Below are 24,362 nucleotides of genomic sequence, written 5' to 3'. Positions count from 1 at the left end.
TGCGAATCTGAACGACACAAAGATCGCAGCACGACGCTCACAAACAACTGCAGCCGATAAGAGCCGGCCGTTTGTGAGCGTCATTTGCGCTTTAGGCCCGCCGGACAAATTCGTCTTCGCTATCACACTCTGTCCGCAATCGGTTCAGCCAGGCACGTGACTTGACCTTCGTCATTTTGAGTCGATTTTTGAGCACAGCCTTGCAAACCACTCCTTCGTTGGTCACGCCCTCGAACTTGCCAGCTTGCACCGACTCTACAAAACCATCATCCAGCGTGTGTTCGCCGATGTAACTCGGAATCTGCAGATGCCCGAAGAGGTTTAAAAATTCCTTCGGCCCCAGGATCCCCCGCCGGTGCGGGTTGACGTCGAACAGGATCGCATCCATACGCTCAAGGGGATCCGGGTGATTCCCTGCAAAACTGTTCGGACCGACATATTCAAAAAAACACGTTGCTTTCTGATAGCCATCACGCCGAAACACTGTCTCTAGCGCTGCAGCGTACTTCTCGAGAATCAGGTCTCTTGAAGGCGCCAGTGGATCGCCCTCGGACAATAGCAACCTTCTGGTGCCGAAGCGGTCAAACCCGGCCTTTGCCGTCCATTCGGCTCTGATGTTGGAGCCATCAAGTTTATCGAATACGTGATAGGCAGTCTCGGGTTGGAACTGAGTTGGAATAGATGGATAGGTTTTCACTTGTGACATCCTTGACATGCGCAGCAAGTCACAAGGCGCGCTCAATCATGCGGCACCAGGTGCGTCGCTTACGTCTCTGTTTGAATTGAGGTACGAACCGCCACAAGGCGTACCGGCGATCGATCTCCGATCATGGAGATGTGAGGCGAACGTCCAGTTGGTCGTGGCGGTTGCTGTGCTGTCAGGCTTTCATAATGCCGCCTGACTAGATCCAATCGCCAATTTTGTCAATGAGAGTGCCGATGTCGGCCCTCAAGAGGCGCTTTGTCGGATCTCAGAAAAACGTTCGATCCGAAAAGCTGACATGGGCAAATTTGTTCCGCCATCGACGATGAAATCGCTGAGTATTTTACCGCTGACAGGCCCGAGTTGAAATCCGTGGGCACAAAAGCCAAAGGCGTGAAAGGCCCCCTCTTCCTGGCTCGGCCCCATGACGGGAATTCCATCCGGCATCATTCCTTCGATCCCCGCCCAGCAACGAAGAACACTGGCTTTCCGCATGATGGGGAAAACCTCCATTGCGTTTCGCGCATTTTCTGCTAGGCCAGTACGGTCAAGTTTGGTTTCGTTCGTCTCGGGATTGGCGGTCCCCTCGTAACCTCCGCCGATCAGAACGGTTCCGTTCGCGAACTGTTTGAAAGACAGCTTCCGCCCCTGAACCCCGACCACAGGCGCCACAAAGGCCGGCATGCGTGCTGTTATCATGAGCATCGGCGCGCGGACCTCGATGGGAACCGGCTCGCCGATCATCTCGGCAATCCTGCCGCCCCAGGCGCCCGCGCAGTTTACGATGACGCCGGCTTCAAAGCTGCCGTCATTGGTCTCAATAAACCAAACACCCGCTTTGCGTTCGACATGTCCGACCGACGTACCTTCCCTGAAACGTACGCCGAGGCTCTCGCCTTTGCGCCGGAAGGCCTGCACCGTACGAGGCGGATTGGCATGGCCGTCACCCTCGACGATCATACCCCCTTGGCAATGAGGGGCGACAGCCGGCAGAAACTCGCGCAGAGACTCTTGGTCGACGATCTGTTCATGAGCGAACCCGAGGGCGGAAACATCTGAAGCTCGCTGTCTCAGCTGCGCGAGCCCCTCTTCCGTTTCTGCGATCTTGATTTGATTGGAGGCCTCGAAACCGCAATCGTCTTCGACAAGATCCTCAATCTCATGCCAGATCTTTGCCGAGGCGGTCGACAATGGGATCTCGGGCAGCGCGCGACCCAAGCGGCGCACGCCACCGGCATTGACGCCCGAAGCGTGACGACCGACATGATCCTTTTCCAGGAGGATCACCGACAGGCCGCGCCGTGCGAGGTGAAGTGCGGCCGAACAACCGTGCAGTCCTCCGCCGATCACGATCACATCAGCCCTATTGGCGGGCACCGATGAGGGTCGCACGGTCAAAATTCGACTTCGTAAAATGCATTGGGCAGCAAAGGTCGAGTCCAGGTTTCCACATAGGTACCAGCTTTAACCGAACTATTAGGTTGGCGATACATCCGAACGACCTCAGCAATCCAACAACGTCTCTTTTAACAATGTGGGCTTCAGACCAGCGTGAAGCCAGATATTCAGCCGTTTACAGCGAGTGAGTCCGATCGACTCTGAGAGATCAGCCAATCTCTCATTTGCTTTACGGGTCCTGCATTTCGTGGCGCCCGAGGAGCGACGGCGTAAAATCCAATCTCGCTTTTGATCGTGATCTCCAGGGGTCGGCAGAGTCGCCCCGCAGCAAGGTCGTCCTCAACCATTGGTTCGCTCGCCAATGCGACACCTTGACCCGAAATCGCAGCATCGATCGCAAGCGACGTCTGGCTGAATTTCAGTGCACGCGAGATTGCCATAGGCCTACCGCCACAGGCTTTCTCCAGGAACACAGGCCATAACCCGTGCGTATCGTGTAACAGGACATGTCGCGCGATGTCTTCTGGCGTCCGGATCGGATGTTCACCAGCCTGCAACAGAGGACTGCAGATAGGAAAGAATTCGAAGGGAAAGAGCAGGTCCGAGGTCAGTCCGGGACCAAAGGGCGGCCGGCCCTGGCGGATGGCAACGTCCACGCCGTCGCTTTGAAAATTTGCCAATCCCTGGGAAGCCACAACCCGCACGTCCAACTCGGGATTTGCATCCATGAATTGGCCCAGACGGGGAACCAGCCACTTGCTCGCAAATGATGGTGTCACACTGACTGTCAGGGATGCCTGCAGCGGCCGAAGCTCCTCCGTCGCGTCTTCGATCAGCCGAAAGGCTCGCTGTAGCGGCGACAAATACTTCCGCCCTTCTTCCGTCAGGGCCAATCCACGGGGTAAGCGTTCGAACAGCTTAACGTCGAGGGCCGCCTCCAGACCTCTCACCTGTTGGGCGACTGCACCCTGAGTGACGCCCAGTTCCTCCGCCGCGAGGCGGAAATTGAGATGGCGTCCGGCAGATTCAAAGGCTTTCAAGGCCTTGAGTGGCGGAAAACGGAAAGGCAATATTGAATCTCACCCTGTAGTTTTTCTACAGTCATAAGCCTTGATTTCTGATTAGTCAAATACGGACCGCCGCGTCACATATTGAAGCGAGCCGCCGTACGGCAAGGGCCAAAACAATCTGCAGGAGCGGAAGATGTCAGTTCAAAAAGTAGCGATTATCACCGCCGGTGGAAGTGGCATGGGTGCCGGCGCTGCGCGTAAATTGGCGCAAGATGGTTTCCATGTCTCGATACTATCTTCCTCAGGCAAGGGTGAAGCCCTGGCCGACGAACTCGGTGGCATCGGTGTAACGGGATCCAATCAGTCGAGCGACGACCTGAAACGCCTCGTGGATCTCACCATGGAAAAGTGGGCACGTGTCGATGTTCTCGTAAACAGCGCCGGACATGGACCACGTGCGCCGGTCCTGGAACTGAGCGACGAGGCGTGGCATGAAGGTATGGATGTTTATTTCCTGAATGCCGTGCGCCCAACCCGTCTGGTCACGCCGATCATGCAAAAACAGAAGTCGGGTTCGATCATCAACATTTCGACTTTCGCCGCTTTTGAACCCGATCCGGTTTTTCCGACCTCCGGCGTGTTCCGCGCGGGACTTGCCGCCTTCGCGAAACTCTTCGCCGACGCCTATGCAGCGGACAACATCCGCATGAACAACGTACTTCCCGGCTTCATCGATAGTCTGCCGGAGAAGCAGGAATTCCGCGACCGCATTCCGATGCAGCGTTACGGCAAGACCGAAGAGATCGCAGCTCTGATCGCGTTCCTGGCTTCTGAAGGCAGCGGCTACATAACGGGGCAGAACATCAGGGCCGATGGCGGGATCACCCGTGCAGTATAAAGCAAGTCTGACCAACCGCCGCTTGCTTTCCTTTCCTCGAGCTGGTTTCGCTGCAGGATAACAGACCAGGAAGCCGGAAGATTATCTATAGCGTTGCGTGACGAATCATGATTAGTCAAACCTGCCGTTAACGGCAGTATGAACGTAGTCACTACCCGATTGAATAAGGGAACGAGGTCCGATGAGCCACGCTTTGAATGCGCCGAAGAAATCCAGCTACGACGTCGTTATTGTAGGCGGCGCGATGTACGGTTCATCGGTTGCCTGGTTTCTCGCGAGTAACCCGGATTTTAACGGTTCGATCCTGGTTGTCGAGAAAGACCCCACGTACGAGTTTACCTCGACATCTCATACAAATAGCTGCATGCGGCAGCAGTTTTCGCAAGAGATCAATGTGCGGGTCTCACAGTTCGCGGCGGAGTTTGTAAAAAACTTCAGGGCTTTTATGGACGACGATCCGCGTGTGCCTGAACTCGCCTTGCACAGCTACGGCTACATGTACCTCGCTGACAGCGAAGCCTTTGCCTGCGTTTTGCGCGAGACCCAGAAAGTTCAGGCGGCTTGTGGCGCAGGCACCAAGCACATGACCCGCGACGAAATCCAGCACGCCTACCCTTTCTACAATTTGGATGGCATCATCGGGGCCAATCATAATCTGATCGACGAAGGCTATTTCGACGGCAACACCTTGTTCGATTGGTGGAAGCGTTCGGCACGCGAAAGGGGCGCAGAATACGTGACCAACGAAGCCGTTGCGATGACACGAAATGCGTCGGGCAGGCGTGTGGAGAGCGTCACCCTGAAATCCGGTGAAACCATCTCCTGCGGCACTGTCGTCAATGCATCCGGCCCTCGCGCCATCCTCACATCGCGCATGGCCGGCATTAACATTCCGGTCGAGCCACGCAAGCGCTACACCTTCATCTTCGCAGCCGAAAAACCGCTCGACCGGGATCTGCCGCTCACGATCGATCCCTCTGGCGTCCATATGCGCAGCGACGGCACCTACTACCTCGCCGGTTGTCCGCCGGACGACGACCCAGCCGTGGACTACGACGATTTCGAACAGGATCACAGCATCTGGGAAGAGAAAGCCTGGCCTGCCATCGCGAACCGCATTCCGCAGTTCGAAGCCATCAAACTGACGAATTCCTGGGCGGGCCACTATGCCTATAACACCTTCGACCAGAATGCCATTTTGGGACCACATACGACGGTCGAGAATTTCATTTTCGTAAACGGCTTTTCCGGCCATGGCTTCCAGCAATCTCCGGCTATGGGGCGCGGAACATCCGAGCTAATCACTTACGGCGAATACAGATCGCTCGACCTGAGTCCCTTCAACTTTTCACGCATTGAAGAAGACCGGCCCTTCACCGAAAAGGCAGTCATATGAAAAAGATTGTTCTGACCGGCGCCGCCGGCCGCCTCGGTTCTTACCTGCGCGAGCCTCTTACAAAATTGGCCGATGCTCTGGTCTCCTCCGATTTGATCGATGATATCGGTACACTTTATCCAGGCGAGTCCTATCAGCGGGCCGATCTGACGAAGTACAACGAAATCCGCTCTCTGCTTGAGGGTGCCGACATGGTGGTTCATTTCGGCGCTTATGGCGATGAAGCCCCCTTCGACACAATCCTCGGCCCCAACATTATCGGTGCCTACAATGTCTGGGAGGCCGCCTACCAAAATGGTGTTCGGCGCGTGGTCTATGCCAGTTCGATCCACGCCGTGGGTATGCATTCAAAAATGGAGTTCATTGGCACTGACGCGCCGCACAGGCCGGATGCCTTCTACGGCTTGGCCAAATGCTTTGCCGAAGATCTTGCAAGCCTCTATTGGGACAAGCGTCAGATCGAAGCCGTCTGTCTGCGGATCCTGTCTTGCGCGCAGGTGACCTCTGCGAGGGCGCTCGGATCATGGCTTTCCTACGACGATCTGATCCATCTTGTCGAACGGGCAATTTCAACGCCAACGACGGGTTTTTCCGTTGTTTACGGCGTGTCCAATAACGACCGGGTGCCGGTTGATAATGCCAAGGCCAGTTTTCTCGGCTACCGGCCCAAAGACAACGCCGAACAGTTCGCAGCCAAAATTCTCGCGGAAGAACCAGCGCAAGATCTCTCCGATCCTGCACACCTCAAACAGGGCGGCCCCTTCGCCGCGGTTCCAATTGGTGAAAGCGGCTTGGCGAACATGAACATTATCGATGATACGAAACGCAGCTAGACTGCGAAGATTGCCGCCTTCACCTCCTTCACGATTTCCCCAGTCATCTGGTTACGTGCCTACTGTCTATAATTCCGGTTCAGTGACAACAATCATCTTGCCGTCCTCTGTCGCCAGTCCGACGAGCAGGCGGTTGTCGTCACCGTCGAACTTGAAAACACCATACTTTGCGGCTTCGTAGTGTTTGGCGTGCCCCTCCTGAAACAGGAAGGAGTCCGGCACGATGTAGACCGAACCAAAGGTCTCATGAGTTTTGTGAAACCTAAGAAGCCTTTCTCCGGCCTTAAGATCTTCGCCCGCATGAAAGCGGACAAACTGAGCGACGTTTTTTTCGTCGGGTTTGATCACCATGTAGCCGCGTTTCCTTTGAGCCTCTCTTTGTTCGGTGACAGCATCGGAACGCTCGATGGCATAGCGCAGACTCATGTAGTCACCCTGCATCAATGAGCGGGGATCGACCGGAGCCAACTCCAGCAATACGATCTCGCCGCTCTCGATGATTTTCTGCTTCTCGTAGATGCCGAAATTGAGAACGGCAAAGATCGCGAGAGCGAGAGCAATCATGATCCGTGATCTCATGCCTCTTCTCCCTTATCCAGATTCCTAAAGCGCAGATAGAACCGTCCGGCCAGAAGAGTGACCCCGCTTCCCACCAGGACGCCAGATTTCTGCAGCAGGGAAACCTCCAGATTGTAGTAGTAAAAAAACAGGAACAAAGGCAGCAGCAGCGCGCCCATCGCCGTCATAATTTTCTCGTGCTTGCCATACCCGAGAATCATCAAGGCGACTGACAGGATTATACCAGGTGCAGACACGACTCCCAAAGCGACTGCCGCCAGGCATGCAAGCATCAGCGGTTCGGATTTCAGCTTTGAAACACCACCGGCCACCCAGCCGATGGAAACTACAAGTGCAGCGGTGAAGAGAATGTCCGCAAAGACCGGACGGATAAATTCTTCATGCCCCCAGTAGCCGAACTCATGTTGGGAAGCCAGGGTTATGGCCGCTGCGCAAAGCGAAAACAGGAGGCTGTATTCTATCGGCCTGTAATCTTTTTTGATTTTTGCGTTGCTGATCAAAAAGACTGTCAAAACCACCTGAATCAACAGGAAGCCATTAAACAAAAACTCCTTCGATCCGGAAAAATCATCCCCCAAAAGAAGGTTCAAAAGGATCGATAAAAGCAGCGCAAAGCTGGAGAGAAAACGGTCGACCGACATCCGATATACGTGATAAGTCGCCAGAGTCAGAATCAGGATCGCACCGGTTGCGGCCCATCCCGTTTCAAAGACCTCAACCACGCCGAAAACAAACAGGGATTTGCCGGTCGCCATTAGGGCAAACGACGACTGAATCAGGAAACTGCTTTTAACCGTGCGGCCGTTGCCTGCGAATTTTTGCGCCACCAAGGCAAGCAGGGCAAACATCACACCCAGAGCGATGAAGCTCTCTTCGTCTCTGATCGAAAACCCAGTCACGATCAAGCTGATGAAACACAGAGACGCGAAGAATGCCCCGACACCTACCAAGGCCCTTAGATAGAGCGGAAGCTCCAATTCCTGCTGCTGCTCAACAACAAAGGCTTCAAGTTCTTTATCGCCCTTCTCGACAAAAGCATTATCCGACAGGACCGTCAAAAGATCGGATGCACTATAGGCCGAAGAATATCTAGACATGATCGGCCTCTATAATTGCGATGACCCTGCGCAAATAGATCACGGCCGCACTGAATATCCCGATCGTCGCGAGCCCCATGAGCAAAAACATGGCAATTTCCGCTCCCTGCAAAGCTTCACCCAGCAACCGAACAGCAGCGGCTTCCAGGACGATGCAAAGGAACAACGCGATGGCCGCCAGAGACCACATGTCCCTGACCTTGAAGCGGTAGAGCGCGTAGAGCCCCCCCAAACCGACAAGCCCAGTTGCGGCGCTCAATTTCATCGAGAAGCTGTCAGATACGGTTTCAAAAATCAGCATAACGACGGGCCAGGTCGCCGGCACTAGAACAGCAAGGACAATCAGCAGCCGCACCCATCTACGATCCAGCCATTCAGCCTTTTTCCAATTCAAGTAGACTTCACGCAAAACCAACGCCACCGTATTCAACAGCATGACAAAGAAGAAGATCATGCCGGCCATATCAGGTTCCGGCAGTGCTGCCTGATCCCACCAAAGAACAAGAAAGATATTGGTGATCGCCAGCCAGAAAACCCACTGGGCAGCAAAGTTCGATATCACGGTCCAACCGAAGGTCAGAACGGACCACATCATGAAAAGCTGATAGGCATCTGCCCCAGTCTGATAAATCTGCCCAAACACAGCCATGAACACACCGGTGAGCACAGAGGCGGACAGCAGCAGAATCTGGCCACTGATACGTTCCAACTTGTAGTAATAGGCCCCTCCAAGACAGAGCAGCATCGCAAGCTGAAGCGAAGCGAGTTTTATAATCGGCTCGATCTTGGCCCAGTTGAAGGCGAAGAAATAGACGACACCGGACAGAACCAATGCCGTGCCCACGGCAAGGAACAGGCGGGAAATCCAAAGTCCCCATTGATCGGCGGGGTACAGAAAATCCAGCGCATAGACTTTTGCTTCGGGTGAAATTTTACCGTGAGCATGAAGCTCGTCTACGAGCCTGCGATTGGCCGGTATTTGAGCGAGCGGAGAATCAGGAGTCTGTTCCAAACTATCCTCAAAAAATAATAAATAATGAGCATCAATGTTCCGAACGCTTAGCTTTTAAAAATACAGCTGAGCAGTCACTCGAAACGCATATCAAATTTGCTGTTTTCTATCCAAACTCCTGGGAGCTTGTCTCCTCACTTAATAATTCGAAGCAAGGTCTTCCACTTTAAATTAACCGAGGCAGCCTTTTTAATGTTACGGCGGTCATATCTCGGAACTGCGGCGCATTCGTGGCAGGCCGCAAATCGTAAAGCGGCATCCCTACGGGATGAATGCGGAAGTTAAAGTAAATCCTGCCGCACCGGCTAGGCCGTAGCTCACCAGATGTCGAGGATGAGGCGGAACACCGTCAAAGGCCAAAAACTATCAGATACGGTTGGTGTACGAGCCCTACGTCCGTTCGAGTTCCTTCTTCGCGCCGCTCCCACCCATGGCGTCCCCTCTTCTGCCCGCCGTATTCGGCTCCAGCAACACAACCTCGCAAGTGTCGCTGAGCGCCACCGGACAATGCTCGACCCCGTGGGGGACTATGATGAATTCGCCTTCTCCGATCACCTCGTCGCGGTCGCGAAACTTCATCTGCAAACGCCCTCGGTGCACGAAGTAGAGCGCATCCTCTTTCGGGTGATAATGCCAGACAAAATTGCCCTCGAACTTGGCCAGCTTGATCTGCATATCGTTGATCTGCCCGGCGACCTTGGGGCTCCAGGTATCGCTGAAACCGCTGAAGGACTGATCCAGGTTCTTTTTGCGATAGGGCGAGATGTGGTCGTTGATGCCCGCCACATCCTTCATGATCTCGCGCAGCTGGCTCGGCAAATCCGTCGCCTCGGCCGGGTAGTTGCCGTCCAGGGCTGCCGTACCGATGGTAAAGCCCGCGCCGCGCGCTTCCTTGACCGCCGCGATGCGTTCGGCGTTATCGATCGAACCGGCCATAATGACCGGTTTTGCGACCGCCGCGCAGACCGCAGCCATGACCGCCGGCACATATTCCGTTGAGCGATAGGCCAGTAGATCCAGGCCGTGCACGCCTTCGCGCGCGGCCAGCGCCTTCGCACTGGCGACGATCTCTTCGATGCTGCCGGCAAGTACGCTCGGATGCCCCTCGATCCGGCCTGCGAAGGGATAATAGAGAATACCGGTCTCTGCCAGAACCGGCACGACATCATCGACATGGGTGCCGCCCAACAGAATATCGACGCCGATATCAACTGCGGCCTGCGCGGATCTGAGTTCGCTTTCGCGGTCCAGGGAGACGACTTCCAGATAGCTGGTCGCGCCGCCCTCCTTGATGGCACTGTTGAGATCTTTCAGTTTTTCGAAGGGCAATCCCACATCCTTGAATCCGATGTGATGCACCCCTGCCGCCAAAGCGGTTTCCAGGTGGACGAGTGCGTTTTCGACCGTCTGGTCGTTGCGCGTCAGCATGAAGATAAATCTCAGGCCCATTTCTTGGCCTCCTCTGTTTGCGCGCTTTTATCTTTCGCCTTGAACAACCTACGTTTCGCCGCGATTAACCGCTCGGCATACTCCAATGCCGTCTCCAGGCTGGCCGCATCGGCAATACCCTCACCGGCGATGTCGAAGGCTGTGCCGTGATCCGGGCTGGTGCGCACGAACGGCAAGCCCAAGGTGATGTTCACGCCCTTCTCCAGCCCCATGTACTTCACCGGGATCAAGCCCTGATCGTGATACTGCGCCACCACCACGTCGAACCGACCCTGGCGCGCCTGCATGAAGACCGTGTCGCCGGGCCAGGGTCCTGTCGCATCGATGCCCTCATCCCGAGCGGCCGAGATCGCAGGCGAGATAACCTCGATCTCCTCCTGCCCGAAGAGGCCCCCCTCGCCCGCATGCGGATTTAGTCCCGCAACGGCAACGCGTGGCCTGTCGATACCCAGAGCCAGTGCTCCTTCATGAGCCAAACGGATCGCGGACATTTGCGCCGGGTAGTCTGCTCGTGCAATAGCGTCTTTCAGAGAGCAATGGATCGTGACCAAGACTGTTCGAATTTCGTCGTTCGCCAACATCATCGCGACGCGTTCAGCGCCACCGAATTCCGCCAGCATCTCGGTATGTCCGGGATATTTTACGCCCGCCGCCGCCAAGGCCGCTTTATTGATGGGCGCCGTGACGATACCGCTCACACTGCCCGCTTTGGCCAATTTGATCGCCTCTACGATTGCGTCGTACGCCGCTTTGCCACCGGCGGCGCTTACCTGTCCTCTAAATGGCAGGTCTACGAGGTCCGAAGTCTCCCAAACCGCTAGTACGCCTGGTTCACTGCTGACCACACCGAGCTCTGCCACCGTCCGCACACCAAGATCCAGCCCGAGTTGTCTGACCGCATTTTCCATGACACGGGCGCTGCCGATCACAACGGTGCGTGAGGTCGGCGCTTCCCTGGCCAAGGTCTTAGCGACAATCTCTGGTCCAATGCCGCAGGGGTCCCCCATGGTAATCGCGATGGGAGCAGTTTCCTGGTTCATGCTGATTGCTCTTCTATCGTGGCTTTGACCGCTAACATCTTATCGACCGCGCGCAAAGGAGTGTCCGAACTGCAAAAATCACAGCTTTCTAAGTTTGGATCAGAAGCTGTTTGTTGCAGCTACCGTATTGCAAACCGGAAAATGAAGTTTCACCTCTCCAATTAGTGCACAGACCATAATCGACAAGCGGTCGAGATGCGCTGTCGTGGCCCCTCTAACGGACGCAAACGCAATATCGAATCTTTCGGCGGCTAATGTCTGCTCATCCTGGGTCCTGATTGTCTTGACGTCGGGCTTTCCCGTCAACGTTTTGAATTGCCGTCTGCTTATCTGTTGGCCTGTGTGTCACACTTTATCAGCCAAACCTACCTGCCGATCACCATCGAGCGTCCTAACGCGAAAAATACCGGCACCAGCACCGCTGCTTTACATTTATCGGCGGCACAGGCTGCGGCCAGTTCGATGCGGACATATCACAAAACCGGCTTCGTCTTGTGGAGGAATCAGGATCCGGCGAATGTCGAAACGAGAGCAGGCACAGTCGGCTCTAGGTGGATCTGCCCTATTCTCACAATCCACCGGAACACCGGTATCCACCGCCTAGATCAATCGTCGGCAACCCACTGCGCTGCTGTCCGCCATCATTTATATTTCAATATTATTGAAATATTTTATATTTATTTAAATTTGACTGAAATTTCAATAATTGCCCAAATAGGGAGTTTTCCGATCCTGGAGTCATTAGCGTTGGATGTGCCAAGCATTATCGCTCAATGTGGCAAAACGACAGCGAGGGTCGGTGTCAGACGGTTTTTGGTCGGAGACTAGTGATTGGCATGCGGTCACGCAGGCTATCCGTAAAGGAAACCATAAAAAAACTTTGGGAGGTCCGAGGGGATGTCGATAAAACCGCCGTTCACAGAACTTGAGATTAAGAAAGCCGAGTCCGGCTTCTACGAAGGCTACAGTCTTCCAATCGCGCTGATCAGCAAGATCAGCATGGCGCTGCTGGTCATCTGGGCGCTGGTCTGGCCACTGAGTGCAAACGGCACTCTGTCGAGCCTTAACTGGTCGTTGCTCGAAGGTTTCAACACCTTCTACATCATTGCAGTCGGGGCCTTTGCCTTCTTCTGCTTTATTGTCGCGGTTATACCCTCAACCGGCAAACGCATCCTGGGTCGGGAGGGCGAGAAGCCGGAGTTCTCCAACTTCTCCTGGTTCTCCATGATGTTCGGCGCTGGCCTGGGCGTCGGCCTGATGGTCTATGCCACAGCCGAACCGCTGGGTCTCTGGGGCTCGAACCCGGTCGTGGTCGCGGGTGACGTGGCGGGCAACACGGAAGAGGCTGTGACCTCCGCTTACCGCTACACCTTCCTGCACTATGGCTTCCATGCCTGGGCGATCTACGTGGTGACCGGACTGTCGCTCTCCTACTACGCCTATACGCGCGGTATGCCTCTAACCATCCGTTCGGCGCTGACTCCGATCCTTGGTCCGCTGTCCAACACCTTTGTTGGCCATGTCGTGGATGTCCTGGGCGTGGTCGCCACAATCCTGGGCGTTGCGGTCACCATCGGCTTCGGTGTCAGCCAGTTCGTTGACGGCGTCTACGCGGTCACCGGTATGGAGTGGCTGATGAAGGCCGGGGGCGATACTCCCAAACCCAGCACCGTCGGCCTGATCTCCGCCCTGATCGTGATCATGGGCCTGTCGATCATCTCGGCCGTCTCCGGCGTCGGGCGCGGTATCAAATACCTGTCGAACCTGAACCTGGTGCTCTCGATCATCCTGTTGCTGGTCTTCGTGTTCTTCGGCTCCTTCGCCTTCGCGATGACCAAGTACGGCACAGCCTTGGTCGATTACATCATCCACTTCATCACGCTGTCCTTTAACGCCTATGGTCCGCTGTCGCAGGCCGAATTCGTGGCGGCTCTGCCGGAGGCTGTAAAGGCGCTGCCTGCAGAAGACATCACGGCGATATTCGGTGGCGGCACCAATGCTTGGGGTTCGCTGGCGGGCTTCAAGGACGCTCTGCCGGAGTCCTTCAAGGCTCTCGCCGATGCCGACGCTCTTGCAGCGACCGTTTATGAGGCCGGCACTCAGGGACGCCTCTTCGGCTGGCAGGCTGGTTGGACCACCTTCTACTGGGCCTGGTGGATTGCTTTCTCGCCCTTCGTCGGCCTCTTCTTGGCACGCATTTCCAAAGGTCGGTCGATCCGCGAGTTCGTGCTCGGCTGCGTCATCGCCCCGGCGTTGGTCTGCTTTGCCTGGATGACCATCCTGGGCGCTACGGCGATCGATCTGGAGCTTTCCGGTGTTGCCGAGGGGGCCATCATCGGTGCCTCGACCACCAACAAGCTCTTCGCCACCTTGGGTCAGATGATCGACGGCGGCCTGCTGTCGGGCATCACCATCATGTGCGTCGTGCTGATCATGACCTTCCTGGTCACCTCGGCTGACTCGGGCATCCTGGTGATGAACACCATCATGTCCGGCGGCGATGCCGAGACCGGCATCAAGCACCGCATCATCTGGGGCGTCATCCTGACGTCGGTGATCGGTGCCTTGATCATCGCCGGCAATGAAGGGGCCGCGGCCGATCCCTTCGAGGCCCTAAAGAACGCCATGATCATCGGTGCCCTGCCATTCACCATGGTGATGGTGGGAATGTGCATCTCGCTGGCCAAAGCTCTTTACCGCGACGGTCTGCGCGACAAGCACGGCGTGGTGGAGACCGTACCGGCTGAGTAATAGGTAAGCTCGAGGTCCGTGCCTTTCGCAGAGACACACTGCGGAAGGTCCGACCTCAGGTTTGAATAACTAGGGCGCGATTGGTCTTGAAACCCTCAAGAACGGTCGCGCCCTAACTTTATCCGCCACACTGCCCTTCAGCAGGCTTGGGCGCGCTTTCTGTCTTAGACCGGAACCGCGAAAACCGACCTCGCTCAAGGCTGTTTTCGCGTGGCGCCACGTCATTTTTGAACGGCCTTTTCGGCACGCCCAGAATTACCTGGCCAAGCAAGGCTTTCGACGCCAACCGGGTATCGTTCTCAAGGGAAAAGAAAAAGCCGCTTTCTTCGTCACAACCGCCATGAACGAAGACATAGCGAGGATGCCGTTAAGATAGCGGGCAAATTGATTTTCATGCGGTTTCCCCAAAAGCCTTCATCACTATTCGATTGACGATAAGTCCTCTATCTGACGGGGCATCGCCAGAACGTGATTCAACAACCGCAGAAAGAACCGGAACCCGAGCCCTCTTTGCTGTAATATTAAGCTTTGAATGATAGTAGAGGCAGATCTGGCGTCGAAAATGAATAAGGATTCCGCCATTTGTCCCGTTTGCGGGCAATTTTGTCCGGTACGTTGCATACCACCCAGGTTGGAATCGAAGTCTTAAGCATCCGGACGGCCATAAAAACAGCGGCAGTTACAAAGTCGGCGAGGAAAATGATCGCGAAACCTCATCTGTTTCTCTTGCTGGCGCTTATCATTACGGCGCAGATCTTCGCTGCCCAGTCGAGTACTGCTCAGGCCGAACTCACAAAGACTGGCGGTCCCTGGGACCGGTGCGCTGCCTTGGATTCCGCTGGCGCACCAGCCCTGCCCAACGGGCTAACCGAGCGGCAGGAAGACCAACTCCGGCCGCTATCACTTGACTTCTTTCTCGACCCCACCGGCACGCTCGATCCCACTCAGATCACCACGCAGACCTTCGAAGCGGGCCATTGCGCCCTGCTCTTCGAGGCGCCGCGTCCCGGTGAGGCGCTTTGGTTCCGTTTCACCGTCCTGAACGAAGAGGATAGCGCGCGGCAGTGGTTCGTCACTTTCATGGAATACATCTTCGACGAGGCTCTGTTGTTTGAACAACAGCAGAACGGCCTAGTCATGGCCGCGCGCAACGGCCGAACTTTTCCCATTGCGGAACGGGCGGACAACGCAGTCAAAACAGGCTTTCCGCTTACGGTCCAGCCAGGCGAGGAGCGGATTTACTACCTGCGCATCGCCGGCACCTTCGCGCCGACCATTACGCCGGCCATCATGACAGCTGAACTCTTTTCCGAGTGGTCGGTCCTCAGTCTGGTCATGACCGCCATTTTCCTGGGCTATGTCGGCGCCATTGCATTGCTCAGTCTGTTCCTGTTCCGCCATGTAGAACCGCGCTTCTATCTCTACTACGCGCTCTACATGGCGTGCTTTTTCGTCTTTTCGTTTATCTACGACAGCTGGCTCGCCAAGTTCACCGGTGTGACTCTACCGGTTACGGTTATGTCGCGGGTCGGAGAGTTCATTGCAGGCCTCGGGGTTTTCGCGAACATCCAGTACTGCCGCGTCCTGCTGAAGGTCGATGAAGGACCCCTCGGAACACGGCGGCTTTTTCTTTTACTGTCCGCCGTCGCGGTCATTACCACCGGTCTGGCTGCGTACGATCCCTGGGGTCTGTCGGCGCCGCTGCATATCGCATACTTCGCGTCCCCCCTGGTCCTCCTCACCGTATCGCTGCGGAAAACCCGCGAAGGCCTGCCCCAGGCCAAGTTTGTGTCCGGCTCGCTTCTTTCCCTCACTCTTGGGCTCTGTATCGCCGTCTACTTCTTCACCTTCCCGATCCAGATCACTCAGGCCGCCGTTGCTTTCGACTTGATCCTGCAGCGGCCTCTGACCTGGGGTTACTACCTGGCAATCATGGGGGAGACCACCTTCATGATTCTGGCAATCTCGGCCATGGTGACCGCCATGCAGGCGGAAAAACAAACCGCCCTGGAACGTGCTGAGACCCTGTTGCAGACGGTTAACATCGTCGAACAGGATCACGCTGAAGCCACCCACGCGGCTGCAGAAGCCAGCAAGACGGCCAAGGCCCGAATCGAAGCCCTCGAAGCCAGCCTCGTAAGCAGTCCCGAGAAAAACCTCCTCCCGCCGGCTGAGCAGCGCTTCTCCGACAATGCCACCGAATGCGTGTTGGATCATATTGGCGAGGAGGATTTCGGTGCCCGCGAGTTGGCCGACGCTCTGAGCCTGTCTCCCAAGACCCTCGGCCGCCGTCTGAAGGCGACTCACGGTCTGGCCCCGGCAGCCTTCATACGCTCTATCCGACTGAACTTCGCCCGCGACCTGATCCTGGCACGGCAGTACCAGACCGTCGCCGAGGTCTCCCGTGCCGCCGGTTTCGCGAGCGTCGGCCATTTCGCCAAACTCTACCGCGCGGAATTCGGGCAGACGCCAAGCGACGAGATCAAGGCAGGCGCAGGAGCCGGATGATCACGAACATACACACAACACACTAGCGCTTCCGCGCCACAACAAATCGGCAGGGTGGCGACGCCGGGTAATCACCGGTTTCCAGGATCTCAAAGCCTGCTTCGGTCATGCAGCGCTCAACATCGTTCACGGACATGAACCTCACATATGGCGCTTTCCCGACAAGTTGCATCACCGGAATCAGAAGCTTCACGAGCAGGCGCTTCCAGAAGCTGAATCCTGCCAGGCAAACCGTCTTGGAGATGAAGAGTCCCTCCGGTTTCAGCAACCCCCGAACCCGCGCCACCGCCGCAGCGGGATCTTCCAGCAGATGCAGGAAGTTATAGGCCGTCACTACATCGTAGGGCCCCTCCCCAAGGGATCCGCCATCCAGGGGGCTGCCCTCCAAAGTGCCTTGCCGGAAGTTGACATTCGAAACACCCTGATCCACCGCCTTCCCCCGGGCAATTTCGATCATCGAGGCGGAGATATCGCTGGCCGTGATCTCCTGCACCTTCTCCGCCAGGAGCAGCGCCGTGGTGCCGGTGCCGCAGCCGACTTCCAGCATCCGGTCGCCCGGCAGAAGCCAGGCCCGGGTCCGATCCAGGGTCTGCTCGTAGGCCGCCATATCCTTGACGGGGCTTTTGGCATAACGCTCCGCCGTCTTATCCCAGAAACTTTCTGCAGTCACCATGCTCACGTCCCGTTACCCTCGACCTTCGTGTTTGAGGTCCTTTCCTTACCCATACAACTATCAAAGATATATTGCCTAAATTTGCAGATTTCTTATACATTTTTGCATGAATTGACTGCATGGACGCACAGGACTCTCTCGAGAATTGGACGAACTCATGAACTGGAACGCCGTCTCCTTCGATTGGAATCAAGCCCGCGCATTCCTAGCGACCGCCGAGGAGGGATCACTGTCCGCTGCCGCCCGCGCCCTAGGGCAGACCCAGCCGACCCTCGGCCGGCAGGTCACCGCCCTCGAGCAGGAATTGGGCGTCGTCCTGTTCGAGCGGATTGGCCGTTCCCTCGCCCTCACGCCCTCCGGCTTGGAACTACTGGATCACGTCCGGGCGATGGGAGAGGCCGCCGGCCGCATCTCACTCGCTGCGTCGGGTCAGTCCCAGTCAATCGAAGGCCAGGTTTGCATCTCCGCAAGCGACGCCATGGCTGCCTATATCCTGCCAGGCGCGCTTAAGCGTCTGCGCGCAGAGGCACCGAAGATCGAGATCGAGGTGGTCGCCTCGAATGCCTTAAGTGATCTGCGCCGCCGCGAGGCCGACATCGCCATCCGTCACGTCCGGCCGGAACAGCCCGACCTTATCGCCAAGCTGGTGCGCGATGCCCGTGCTTTTCTCTACGCCGCCCCTGAATATCTTGATGCCCACGGGCGCCCCGAGACACCGGAAGATCTGACGGCGTGTAACTTCATCGGCTTCGGCCAGCCCGACCGTCTGATCGCTGCCCTCAATGAGGAAGGCCTCAAGCTCTCGCGGCACAACTTCAAGGCTGGCTCTGAAAGCGGTGTCGTCGCGTGGGAGCTGACGAAACAGGGCCTGGGCATCGGCATCATGGCCGAGGAGATCGCCGCTCTCACCCCCGGAATAGAACGCGTCCTTCCCGACCTCCCGCCCTTCCTCTTCCCGATCTGGCTCACCACCCACCGCGAACTGCACAGCAGCCGGCGGATCAGGCTGGTATTCGATTTGCTCGATGAGGTTCTGTCGGAGAGGTGGTGATTTGGAAACAGCGGGATCAATAACACCGCGTACAACGTAGGTCCTGATCCCAAATAGGCCAAGCGGAACAGTTGGCCTTAGCTCAGGAATTTGGGCGCGAGCAATCTGAATTCCTTTGAGAACAATCAGGCTCTTTCTACCTGCGCAAAAGTCTCGGAGAAAAATGATCACTGACATTCGCGAAAAGAGAGATCACCTGACGACGAAGACCGAGACAGTTGCGTGGCTGGCGACATATCCGGCATTCGAATGGAAGATATGCTCTTTCCAACCCGGGACGTGCGATGCCATCACGATCACATCAGCCCCAATGTCTCCAGCGGCCGTAAGCAGCGCCGAAGTCAGTTCCGCCTCCGGATCGTGGCTGAAAATGGGTAGCGACGCCGTTGTTATTCTCTGGTTAGCACCCTGTCGTTCCGCGAAGGCTTCCAAGGCATCAGCATAGTCTTCAGGAGACGGCAGGTCAGCTCTGGGGACGTTGCCATAAACGCCGGCATAGACGATCCCGGCGTTGTGGGATTTGGCCATCTCGGCAGCTGCACTCAATGCACGTGCCAATTTATCGAGATGGCCGAGATCGACTGGAACTAAAATTTTATTAAACATTTATTCCTCCTGTTCCACAGTCAGAATAAAAGGCTGGCGCAGCCGCGCCTTGATATCGGTCAATCGCTGCCGGCAGAGGCACGGTAGCCATTCAGGATCGAATGCACCATTGCCTGCCTACTGCCCTTTACATCACCCATCTAATGTCCAAAGACATCGAACTTGTAGCAGCCGGCAGATACGGGGGCGTTGCACTTGCCGGGCGAGGTCCAAGCGTCGCAATTATCAAAAAACAGCACCGCTTATCGGGCTAATCCTCCAAGTGTTTTTTGAGCAACCTGACGTTTCGCTTGTTCGCCTTGTAGACGAGATCGAAGAGGTCTCCCGCGACCGGAATTGCGCCCACCAGAGAATCAATTGCGACATTCAAGAGCATTCTCAACAGCAGCCCGGTCGGCGCGCCTAGAGACCGCGCTTTGAAAACGATATAGAGGCTAAGGAGCGCCCCTGCACCGTCACCAATCCCGGGGATCAACCCAAAAAGCCCATCGAGACCGATGCGAAACCGCGTCCCCGGAATGCCGAACTGCGCATCCAGTAAGCCGGCCAGACGCTCAAGATCGGAGAGGTCCTGGTTCGCCCAAACTCTCTTCATACCTTTGCGCGTCTTTCATGCCGGTGGGTTGTCATAATAGGATGGGGCTTCGATTTGGCGGCAACGCTAGCACCGTTTCCTTCGCCCGCACAGAGACATCGGCCGCACGGTTCATCCAGGCCCAATCAAATGCTCAAGATCGTTGCTCCGGAGCATCGGCGAATTTCTATGCGCCGGAAAAGAGGTTTCGATCGCGCCAAATCTGTTCAAACGCATAAGGAACGCCCGAGAGTGACGCCGTCGCCGCCAATCCCCTTGCCAGCCTCGAGCGAAGTGGGGCGACGGGTTTGTAAATACCGAGCTGTTCACACGGACCGTATACGCCGATCTTAAGAAATAGCCTTATCTCAAACCCCTGTATCCTAAAGGCGCCACAAACTGAGCCCGACCTCTGATCGCACATGAGGCCGGGTCTCTTTTTTGAACGCGCTCGGCATGCTTTCAGGCAGTTAACAACACCAGACGAACAGTCACCTGACAACGAAGACTGAGATTGGCGCATGCTTTGCGATATAACCCGCGTTCGAACGGAAAATACGCTCGACCCAGCCCGGGATATGCGCGGCCATGACGATGACATCGGCTCCCGCACCGGCGGCCGCGGATAAAAGTGCGGACGCAAGCTCGGCCTGTGGATCATGGCTAAACACCGGAACGGAGGTCGTTGCGATTCCGTTGACGGAGGCCTGCCCCTCTGAGAAGGCTCTCAGCTTTGCCGGGTATTCATGAGCCTGCGGCACGGCGTTCGTGGGAACATTGCCGTAAACACCGACAAAGATGATCTCCGCACCGTAAGACTTGGCCATTCGAGTTGCCACCGCAATTGCACCGGACGAATCCTCGAGATGGCTAAAGTCGATGGGAACCAGGATTTTTGTGAACATGCACGTCCTCCACTTGCAGGATCCGAAATCGGCTCTCTTCTCATCGTTGATTTGCTCGAACTGTCCGGAAAATCCCTGGGAATCCCCCGCACACTATCGGAACCGCTTAACATAATTACCGTTTATGTCCGGCAGGCTTATATATGCGGAAGCCCCCGCGCTCTCCAACGATAGAGTTCTGGTATTGCATAGGGATCATGGCCGAATTCGCGAACAAGCTCCCAGCGCGACAGTCCCAGATCCTCCAGGTAGCGTTCGTCATAGGAGAGAAGGTCTCTTGTAACTTGTTTTTTCTCCTTCTTTTCACGTCTGGCACGAAGCCAAGAACGAATTCTTCCGCTCCATCTGCCCGTTGGCTGTACTGAGTCTTTGCTATGCAGGACGTAAGTTGCCTGTGCCATCGCCGACACTCCTTTTTTCTGTCTCCAGATAACATGGACCTGCACTCGACATTCATGAAACGAGTAATTATAATGCGTGTCATTCTTTGAATTCATGACACGACTCTCCGTAAGGACCTCATCATGAACCCCAATTTGGAGAGTGACCTCCTACGCACCCTGGTCGCCATTGCGGACACCAAGAACTTCACGCGCGCTTCGAAAATTGTCAGCCGTACACAGTCTGCCGTGAGCGTTCAGATGAAGAAGCTTGAAGAAATCGTCGGAGAGCGATTGTTCGAACGCGGATCCCGCGGCGTCATTCTGACCCCACCGGGCGAACAGCTCGTCAAGGACGCGCGGCGCATCCTGTCCCTCATCGATCAGGCGGCCGTTTCCTTGCACGCAGACCCTCTCGACGGCCATGTCAGGATCGGCGTGCCGGAGGAGTACGGAGGAACAGTTCTTCCCCGCGTCCTGGCCCGCTTTTCTATGATGCATCCGCAGGTCGAGGTCACGGTGCGTTGCGCCCCGTCATCGGAACTTGGTGCCGAGATCGACCAGGGCGAACTCGATCTGGCCGTGGTCCATGAAGAAGTCGCAAGGATCGGCGGAGAGGTTCTTCTCAACGACCCCGTCGTCTGGGTCACCTCAGACAAACATTTCCAACACGAATGCTGCCCGCTCCCGATCGCAGTCTGGCAACGGGGCTGTTGGTGGCGGGAGTGGGCTCTGAGCGCGCTCGAGCAGCAACGGCGAGACTATCGGGTCGCCTACATCAGCGACAGCGCGCTGGGCCTGCAGGCCGCAGTGTCGTCCGGCATCGCCGTGGGCATTCTCGCGCGCAGCCAGATCCCCGCCGACTGCCGGGAACTCACACTGGATGAAGGCTTTCCGCAGCTTCAGGGCTCCAACATCGTTCTGCGGCAACGCACGCAGAACAAGTGCAGCACCAAGGCAGGCATGGCGCAGGCCGTGCGTGAGGCCTTCCAGGCCCCGGCGCTACCGGACATCACCTGAAAGATGCGAGATCGAGGATAGACTTCAACCCAACCGCAAAAGAACGAAGTCACCAAGATATCCCTTGCACCGAACGCGAGCCGTTGTAAGTGAAACTGCATCTGCACTCGAGACCACACCCCGCGAGCACGTCCAGGAGAGCGCTCTCCGGCGATACGGTGTTAATGCGGCGCAAGAGGTAGCGAAAACATGGAAAATGCCTTCTCTCACGGCCTGTTGTGGAAAATCGATACGGCAGGTAATGCAGTCGAGCCGAGCTATCTGCTGGGAACCCTGACCTCGGCCGATCCCCGGGTACATGCGCTTCCTCAAGGGCTTGTGAAAGCGCTCTCCCGAATGAAGTCGGCAGTCTTCGAGGGCCTCAGTACCAACCAAAAAATGCCTGAAACGAGGTTGGGGTCAGACGAATCCCTCTTCGATCTTTTGAATGAAAACCAGAAGAAGAAGTTGACGGAACTGGCCCCTCTTTACGGGATGGATCCGAACGACATGTCGAACCTCAAACCCGTCACCCTCTTCACCATGTTCTCCTACCCGCCCTCCGAACTTGCCCGTCAGTCACAGGGCAATGAGCCTTTGGATCTTGCCCTTGAATGGCAGCTGCGGGAACAGGGGGTTCCCGTTTTCGGCCTGGAGACCGAAGATGAAATCGCGGCCAGGTACGACAACCTGCCCTATCCACTGCAGGCCGAGCTGCTCGGATCGGTATTGCAAAACGCCGAGACCAAAGAGACGGAGTTCGAGCACCTGCTGCAACTCTATCTCGCACAGGACCTCGCCGGCATGAAGGCAGCCTGGGACAAGGCCATCGCTTCACTTCAGACGGCCACCCGCGAGTTTTACGAAACCAGCTTTCTGACGCGCCGCAATAATCTCTTCACCGAGCGCATGAAAGAACACCTGAACAACGGCGGCGCATTTATTGCCGTGGGAGCGTCACACCTGCTGGGAGAGACAGGCGTCTTGAACCTTTTGCACTCGAAAAACTACCGGCTGACCAGGGTCGATTGAGAAGCTTACCTGATCAACAAGCAGCATAGCTTTAGATCCCGCACGCCAGAAAAGCAGCTACGCGCTTTCGGCCTCAGCCCGCTCCATGTGCGCGCGTTCGCCCGGCCCTCGATATTCCTGATAACTGCGTTGGATGGCGATCTGGTCGGCGATGTGCTTCGCGTCGTGCCACACGCCCCAGATGAAAGTCGAGCCCCGGCGCGATTGCCACGGCAGACCCAGGAAATAAACGCCGGGTTCCGAGGAAACGCCGCGCTGGTGCCGGGGCGCCCCCTTATCGTCAAAGGCATCGACCTTCAGCCAGTCGAAATCCTGGCGAAACCCGGTCGCCCAGATCACCGAGGTGACGCCCGCCGCCGCCAGATCCAACTCCCTGACCGGGTTGATCAAGCATTCCGAGTCCGGATAGACCCTGCGCGCAGCCGGTTCCTCCGGCAGGTCGATCCCGGTCCGCGCGACATAGGCATCGGCGGCATCGAGCATCGACAGATAGCTTTGGTCGCCCTTCGTAATATTGTCCTGCAGGTCGCCGGCAAAGGTCAGGACGCCATCCTTGAAACTTTGGGTCATCCCGACAAGCGTCAGACCCTCCCCCGCCAGACGCCGGAAATCGATCGTCTTACCGCCGTAAGCGCCGCTGACCGCGATGGTGACATGTTCGGTCCCCGGGTCGACCGCCTCCAGGTCCCACAGACCCAGCACCCCGAGCCACCAGACAAAATCGCGCCCGCGGTAGGTACGCGGCGGGCGGTCGTGCGGACCAACCGAAAGATAGACCGTTCTCCCGGCCCGCCGGAGCTCGTCCGCAATCTGCGTACCCGACGAGCCCGCACCGACGACCATGACGGCGCCAGCGGGAAGCTGTTCGGGATTGCGGTAATGGAACGAGTGCAACTGCGTGACGCCCACATCTTCGGGAAGGATCGGCGGAATCACCGGATGCTGAAACGCCCCAGTCGCCGCGACGACATTCCGAGCCTCGATCAGCCCTTCGGAAGTCTCGACCTGAAACAGCCCCCGCCCCGGCAACCGTGCCGCTTTGAGCACCTCGACGCCGGTCCGGATCGGCGCCCCGACCATCTTCGCGTAGTCCACGAGGTAGTCGGCCACCCGCTCCTTTGTCGGAAAGCCGTCCGGGTCTTCGCCATTGAACTCCAGGTTCGGAAAGCGGTCGTGCCACGCCGGCCCATTGGCCACCAGAGAGTCCCAGCGCCCAGACCGCCAGGCCTCCGCGACCCGGTTCTTCTCGAGAACCAGATGCGGCACCCCGTTCCTGCCAAGATGCTCGCTCAGGGCAATGCCGGCCTGGCCCGCGCCAACGACGAGCGTATCCACTTCTTCCACCGGCATAACAGGATCCTTTGGTTAGGGCGTTTTGGTTCATCGCGCGTCGTAGGATGACACTAGCGAAAGCAGAGAAGATCGGAAAATACGTATTCGATAAGCTTTGCTTCGGCTAAGACTAAGT

General features: G+C 56.7%; 22 protein-coding genes. 8 read left to right on the top strand and 14 right to left on the bottom strand.

Features of this window, described 5'->3' with window-relative positions; all coding sequences use genetic code 11:
* Window positions 1-91 precede the first annotated feature (91 nt).
* From QMZ18_RS25025 to gcvA, 3 genes are all read right to left on the bottom strand, one after another.
* A complete protein-coding gene (locus QMZ18_RS25025; protein ID WP_282609103.1) occupies window positions 92-697 on the bottom strand; it encodes a hypothetical protein in 606 nt (201 codons plus the stop codon).
* A 252-nt stretch (window positions 698-949) separates the two neighbouring features.
* Entirely contained in the window at window positions 950-2,095 is a 1,146-nt protein-coding gene (locus QMZ18_RS25020; protein WP_322097313.1) for an FAD-binding oxidoreductase, read from the bottom strand.
* A gap of 173 nt (window positions 2,096-2,268) precedes the next feature.
* A complete protein-coding gene (gene gcvA, locus QMZ18_RS25015; RefSeq protein WP_282609101.1) occupies window positions 2,269-3,171 on the bottom strand; it encodes a transcriptional regulator GcvA in 903 nt (300 codons plus the stop codon).
* 133 nt (window positions 3,172-3,304) lie between these two features.
* Between gcvA and QMZ18_RS25010 the strand changes: the two genes are divergently transcribed.
* From QMZ18_RS25010 to QMZ18_RS25000, 3 genes are all read left to right on the top strand, one after another.
* Window positions 3,305-4,009, top strand: coding sequence for an SDR family oxidoreductase (locus QMZ18_RS25010; RefSeq protein ID WP_282609100.1), 705 nt, complete (start codon window positions 3,305-3,307; stop codon window positions 4,007-4,009).
* A gap of 181 nt (window positions 4,010-4,190) precedes the next feature.
* Window positions 4,191-5,405, top strand: coding sequence for an FAD-binding oxidoreductase (locus QMZ18_RS25005; RefSeq protein WP_282609099.1), 1,215 nt, complete (start codon window positions 4,191-4,193; stop codon window positions 5,403-5,405).
* Window positions 5,402-6,238, top strand: coding sequence for an NAD(P)-dependent oxidoreductase (locus QMZ18_RS25000; protein ID WP_282609098.1), 837 nt, complete (start codon window positions 5,402-5,404; stop codon window positions 6,236-6,238). Before QMZ18_RS25005 ends, QMZ18_RS25000 begins: the two co-directional genes overlap by 4 nt.
* Before the next feature lie 66 nt (window positions 6,239-6,304).
* Here the strand turns inward: QMZ18_RS25000 and QMZ18_RS24995 are convergent, their stop codons facing one another.
* The 5 genes from QMZ18_RS24995 to pdxA form a co-directional block, all read right to left on the bottom strand.
* Window positions 6,305-6,817 (bottom strand): GDYXXLXY domain-containing protein, encoded by a 513-nt coding sequence (locus QMZ18_RS24995; protein WP_282609097.1) that lies wholly within the window; start codon window positions 6,815-6,817, stop codon window positions 6,305-6,307.
* The gene (locus tag QMZ18_RS24990) at window positions 6,814-7,914 is read right to left on the bottom strand and encodes a DUF4401 domain-containing protein (RefSeq protein WP_282609096.1); all 1,101 of its coding nucleotides are present in this window, start codon (window positions 7,912-7,914) and stop codon (window positions 6,814-6,816) included. Before QMZ18_RS24990 ends, QMZ18_RS24995 begins: the two co-directional genes overlap by 4 nt.
* Window positions 7,907-8,926 carry a DUF2157 domain-containing protein gene (locus QMZ18_RS24985; RefSeq protein WP_282609095.1) on the bottom strand — a complete coding sequence of 340 codons (1,020 nt, stop codon included), beginning with the start codon at window positions 8,924-8,926 and terminating at the stop codon, window positions 7,907-7,909. The genes QMZ18_RS24990 and QMZ18_RS24985 overlap by 8 nt, the downstream gene beginning before the upstream one ends.
* Window positions 8,927-9,316: 390 nt before the next feature.
* Window positions 9,317-10,375, bottom strand: coding sequence for a cupin domain-containing protein (locus tag QMZ18_RS36950; protein ID WP_322097275.1), 1,059 nt, complete (start codon window positions 10,373-10,375; stop codon window positions 9,317-9,319).
* Window positions 10,366-11,415 carry a 4-hydroxythreonine-4-phosphate dehydrogenase PdxA gene (pdxA, locus tag QMZ18_RS24970; RefSeq protein WP_282609094.1) on the bottom strand — a complete coding sequence of 350 codons (1,050 nt, stop codon included), beginning with the start codon at window positions 11,413-11,415 and terminating at the stop codon, window positions 10,366-10,368. Before pdxA ends, QMZ18_RS36950 begins: the two co-directional genes overlap by 10 nt.
* 897 nt (window positions 11,416-12,312) lie before the next feature.
* Here pdxA and QMZ18_RS24965 point away from each other — a divergent pair.
* Window positions 12,313-14,166 (top strand): BCCT family transporter, encoded by a 1,854-nt coding sequence (locus QMZ18_RS24965; protein WP_282609093.1) that lies wholly within the window; start codon window positions 12,313-12,315, stop codon window positions 14,164-14,166.
* Window positions 14,167-14,865: 699 nt separating this feature from the next.
* On the top strand, window positions 14,866-16,674 hold the full coding sequence (locus QMZ18_RS24960) for a helix-turn-helix domain-containing protein (protein ID WP_282609092.1): 1,809 nt from the start codon (window positions 14,866-14,868) through the stop codon (window positions 16,672-16,674).
* A gap of 22 nt (window positions 16,675-16,696) precedes the next feature.
* On the opposite strand, the gene QMZ18_RS24955 is transcribed toward QMZ18_RS24960, so the two are convergent.
* Window positions 16,697-17,347 (bottom strand): class I SAM-dependent methyltransferase, encoded by a 651-nt coding sequence (locus tag QMZ18_RS24955; protein WP_282609091.1) that lies wholly within the window; start codon window positions 17,345-17,347, stop codon window positions 16,697-16,699.
* 157 nt (window positions 17,348-17,504) lie between these two features.
* On the opposite strand from QMZ18_RS24955, the gene QMZ18_RS24950 reads away from it, so the two are divergent.
* Window positions 17,505-18,398: a LysR family transcriptional regulator gene (locus QMZ18_RS24950; protein WP_282609090.1), complete on the top strand. Its 894-nt coding sequence runs from the start codon at window positions 17,505-17,507 to the stop codon at window positions 18,396-18,398.
* Window positions 18,399-18,590: 192 nt separating this feature from the next.
* On the opposite strand, the gene QMZ18_RS24945 is transcribed toward QMZ18_RS24950, so the two are convergent.
* From QMZ18_RS24945 to QMZ18_RS24930, 4 genes are all read right to left on the bottom strand, one after another.
* Window positions 18,591-19,004 (bottom strand): universal stress protein, encoded by a 414-nt coding sequence (locus tag QMZ18_RS24945; protein ID WP_282609089.1) that lies wholly within the window; start codon window positions 19,002-19,004, stop codon window positions 18,591-18,593.
* A 250-nt stretch (window positions 19,005-19,254) separates the two neighbouring features.
* Window positions 19,255-19,599, bottom strand: coding sequence for a DUF4112 domain-containing protein (locus QMZ18_RS24940; RefSeq protein ID WP_282609088.1), 345 nt, complete (start codon window positions 19,597-19,599; stop codon window positions 19,255-19,257).
* A gap of 470 nt (window positions 19,600-20,069) precedes the next feature.
* Window positions 20,070-20,483 carry a universal stress protein gene (locus tag QMZ18_RS24935; protein WP_282609087.1) on the bottom strand — a complete coding sequence of 138 codons (414 nt, stop codon included), beginning with the start codon at window positions 20,481-20,483 and terminating at the stop codon, window positions 20,070-20,072.
* Between the two features lie 137 nt (window positions 20,484-20,620).
* A complete protein-coding gene (locus tag QMZ18_RS24930; RefSeq protein ID WP_282609086.1) occupies window positions 20,621-20,980 on the bottom strand; it encodes a hypothetical protein in 360 nt (119 codons plus the stop codon).
* 27 nt (window positions 20,981-21,007) lie between these two features.
* Here QMZ18_RS24930 and QMZ18_RS24925 point away from each other — a divergent pair, with 27 nt between their 5' ends.
* Together QMZ18_RS24925 and QMZ18_RS24920 are read left to right on the top strand one after the other, a co-directional pair.
* Window positions 21,008-21,883 (top strand): LysR substrate-binding domain-containing protein, encoded by an 876-nt coding sequence (locus tag QMZ18_RS24925; RefSeq protein WP_282609085.1) that lies wholly within the window; start codon window positions 21,008-21,010, stop codon window positions 21,881-21,883.
* 189 nt (window positions 21,884-22,072) lie between these two features.
* A complete protein-coding gene (locus QMZ18_RS24920) occupies window positions 22,073-22,894 on the top strand; it encodes a TraB/GumN family protein (protein ID WP_282609084.1) in 822 nt (273 codons plus the stop codon).
* Between the two features lie 57 nt (window positions 22,895-22,951).
* On the opposite strand, the gene QMZ18_RS24915 is transcribed toward QMZ18_RS24920, so the two are convergent.
* Window positions 22,952-24,244 (bottom strand): NAD(P)/FAD-dependent oxidoreductase, encoded by a 1,293-nt coding sequence (locus QMZ18_RS24915; protein ID WP_282609083.1) that lies wholly within the window; start codon window positions 24,242-24,244, stop codon window positions 22,952-22,954.
* Window positions 24,245-24,362 lie beyond the last annotated feature (118 nt).

The sequence above is a fragment of the Pelagibius sp. Alg239-R121 genome, from assembly GCF_947331435.1.
Lineage (GTDB): Bacteria > Pseudomonadota > Alphaproteobacteria > Kiloniellales > Kiloniellaceae > Denitrobaculum.
Note: the sequence above shows the minus strand (reverse complement) of the source record. Positions and strands in the feature narration are given on the sequence as shown.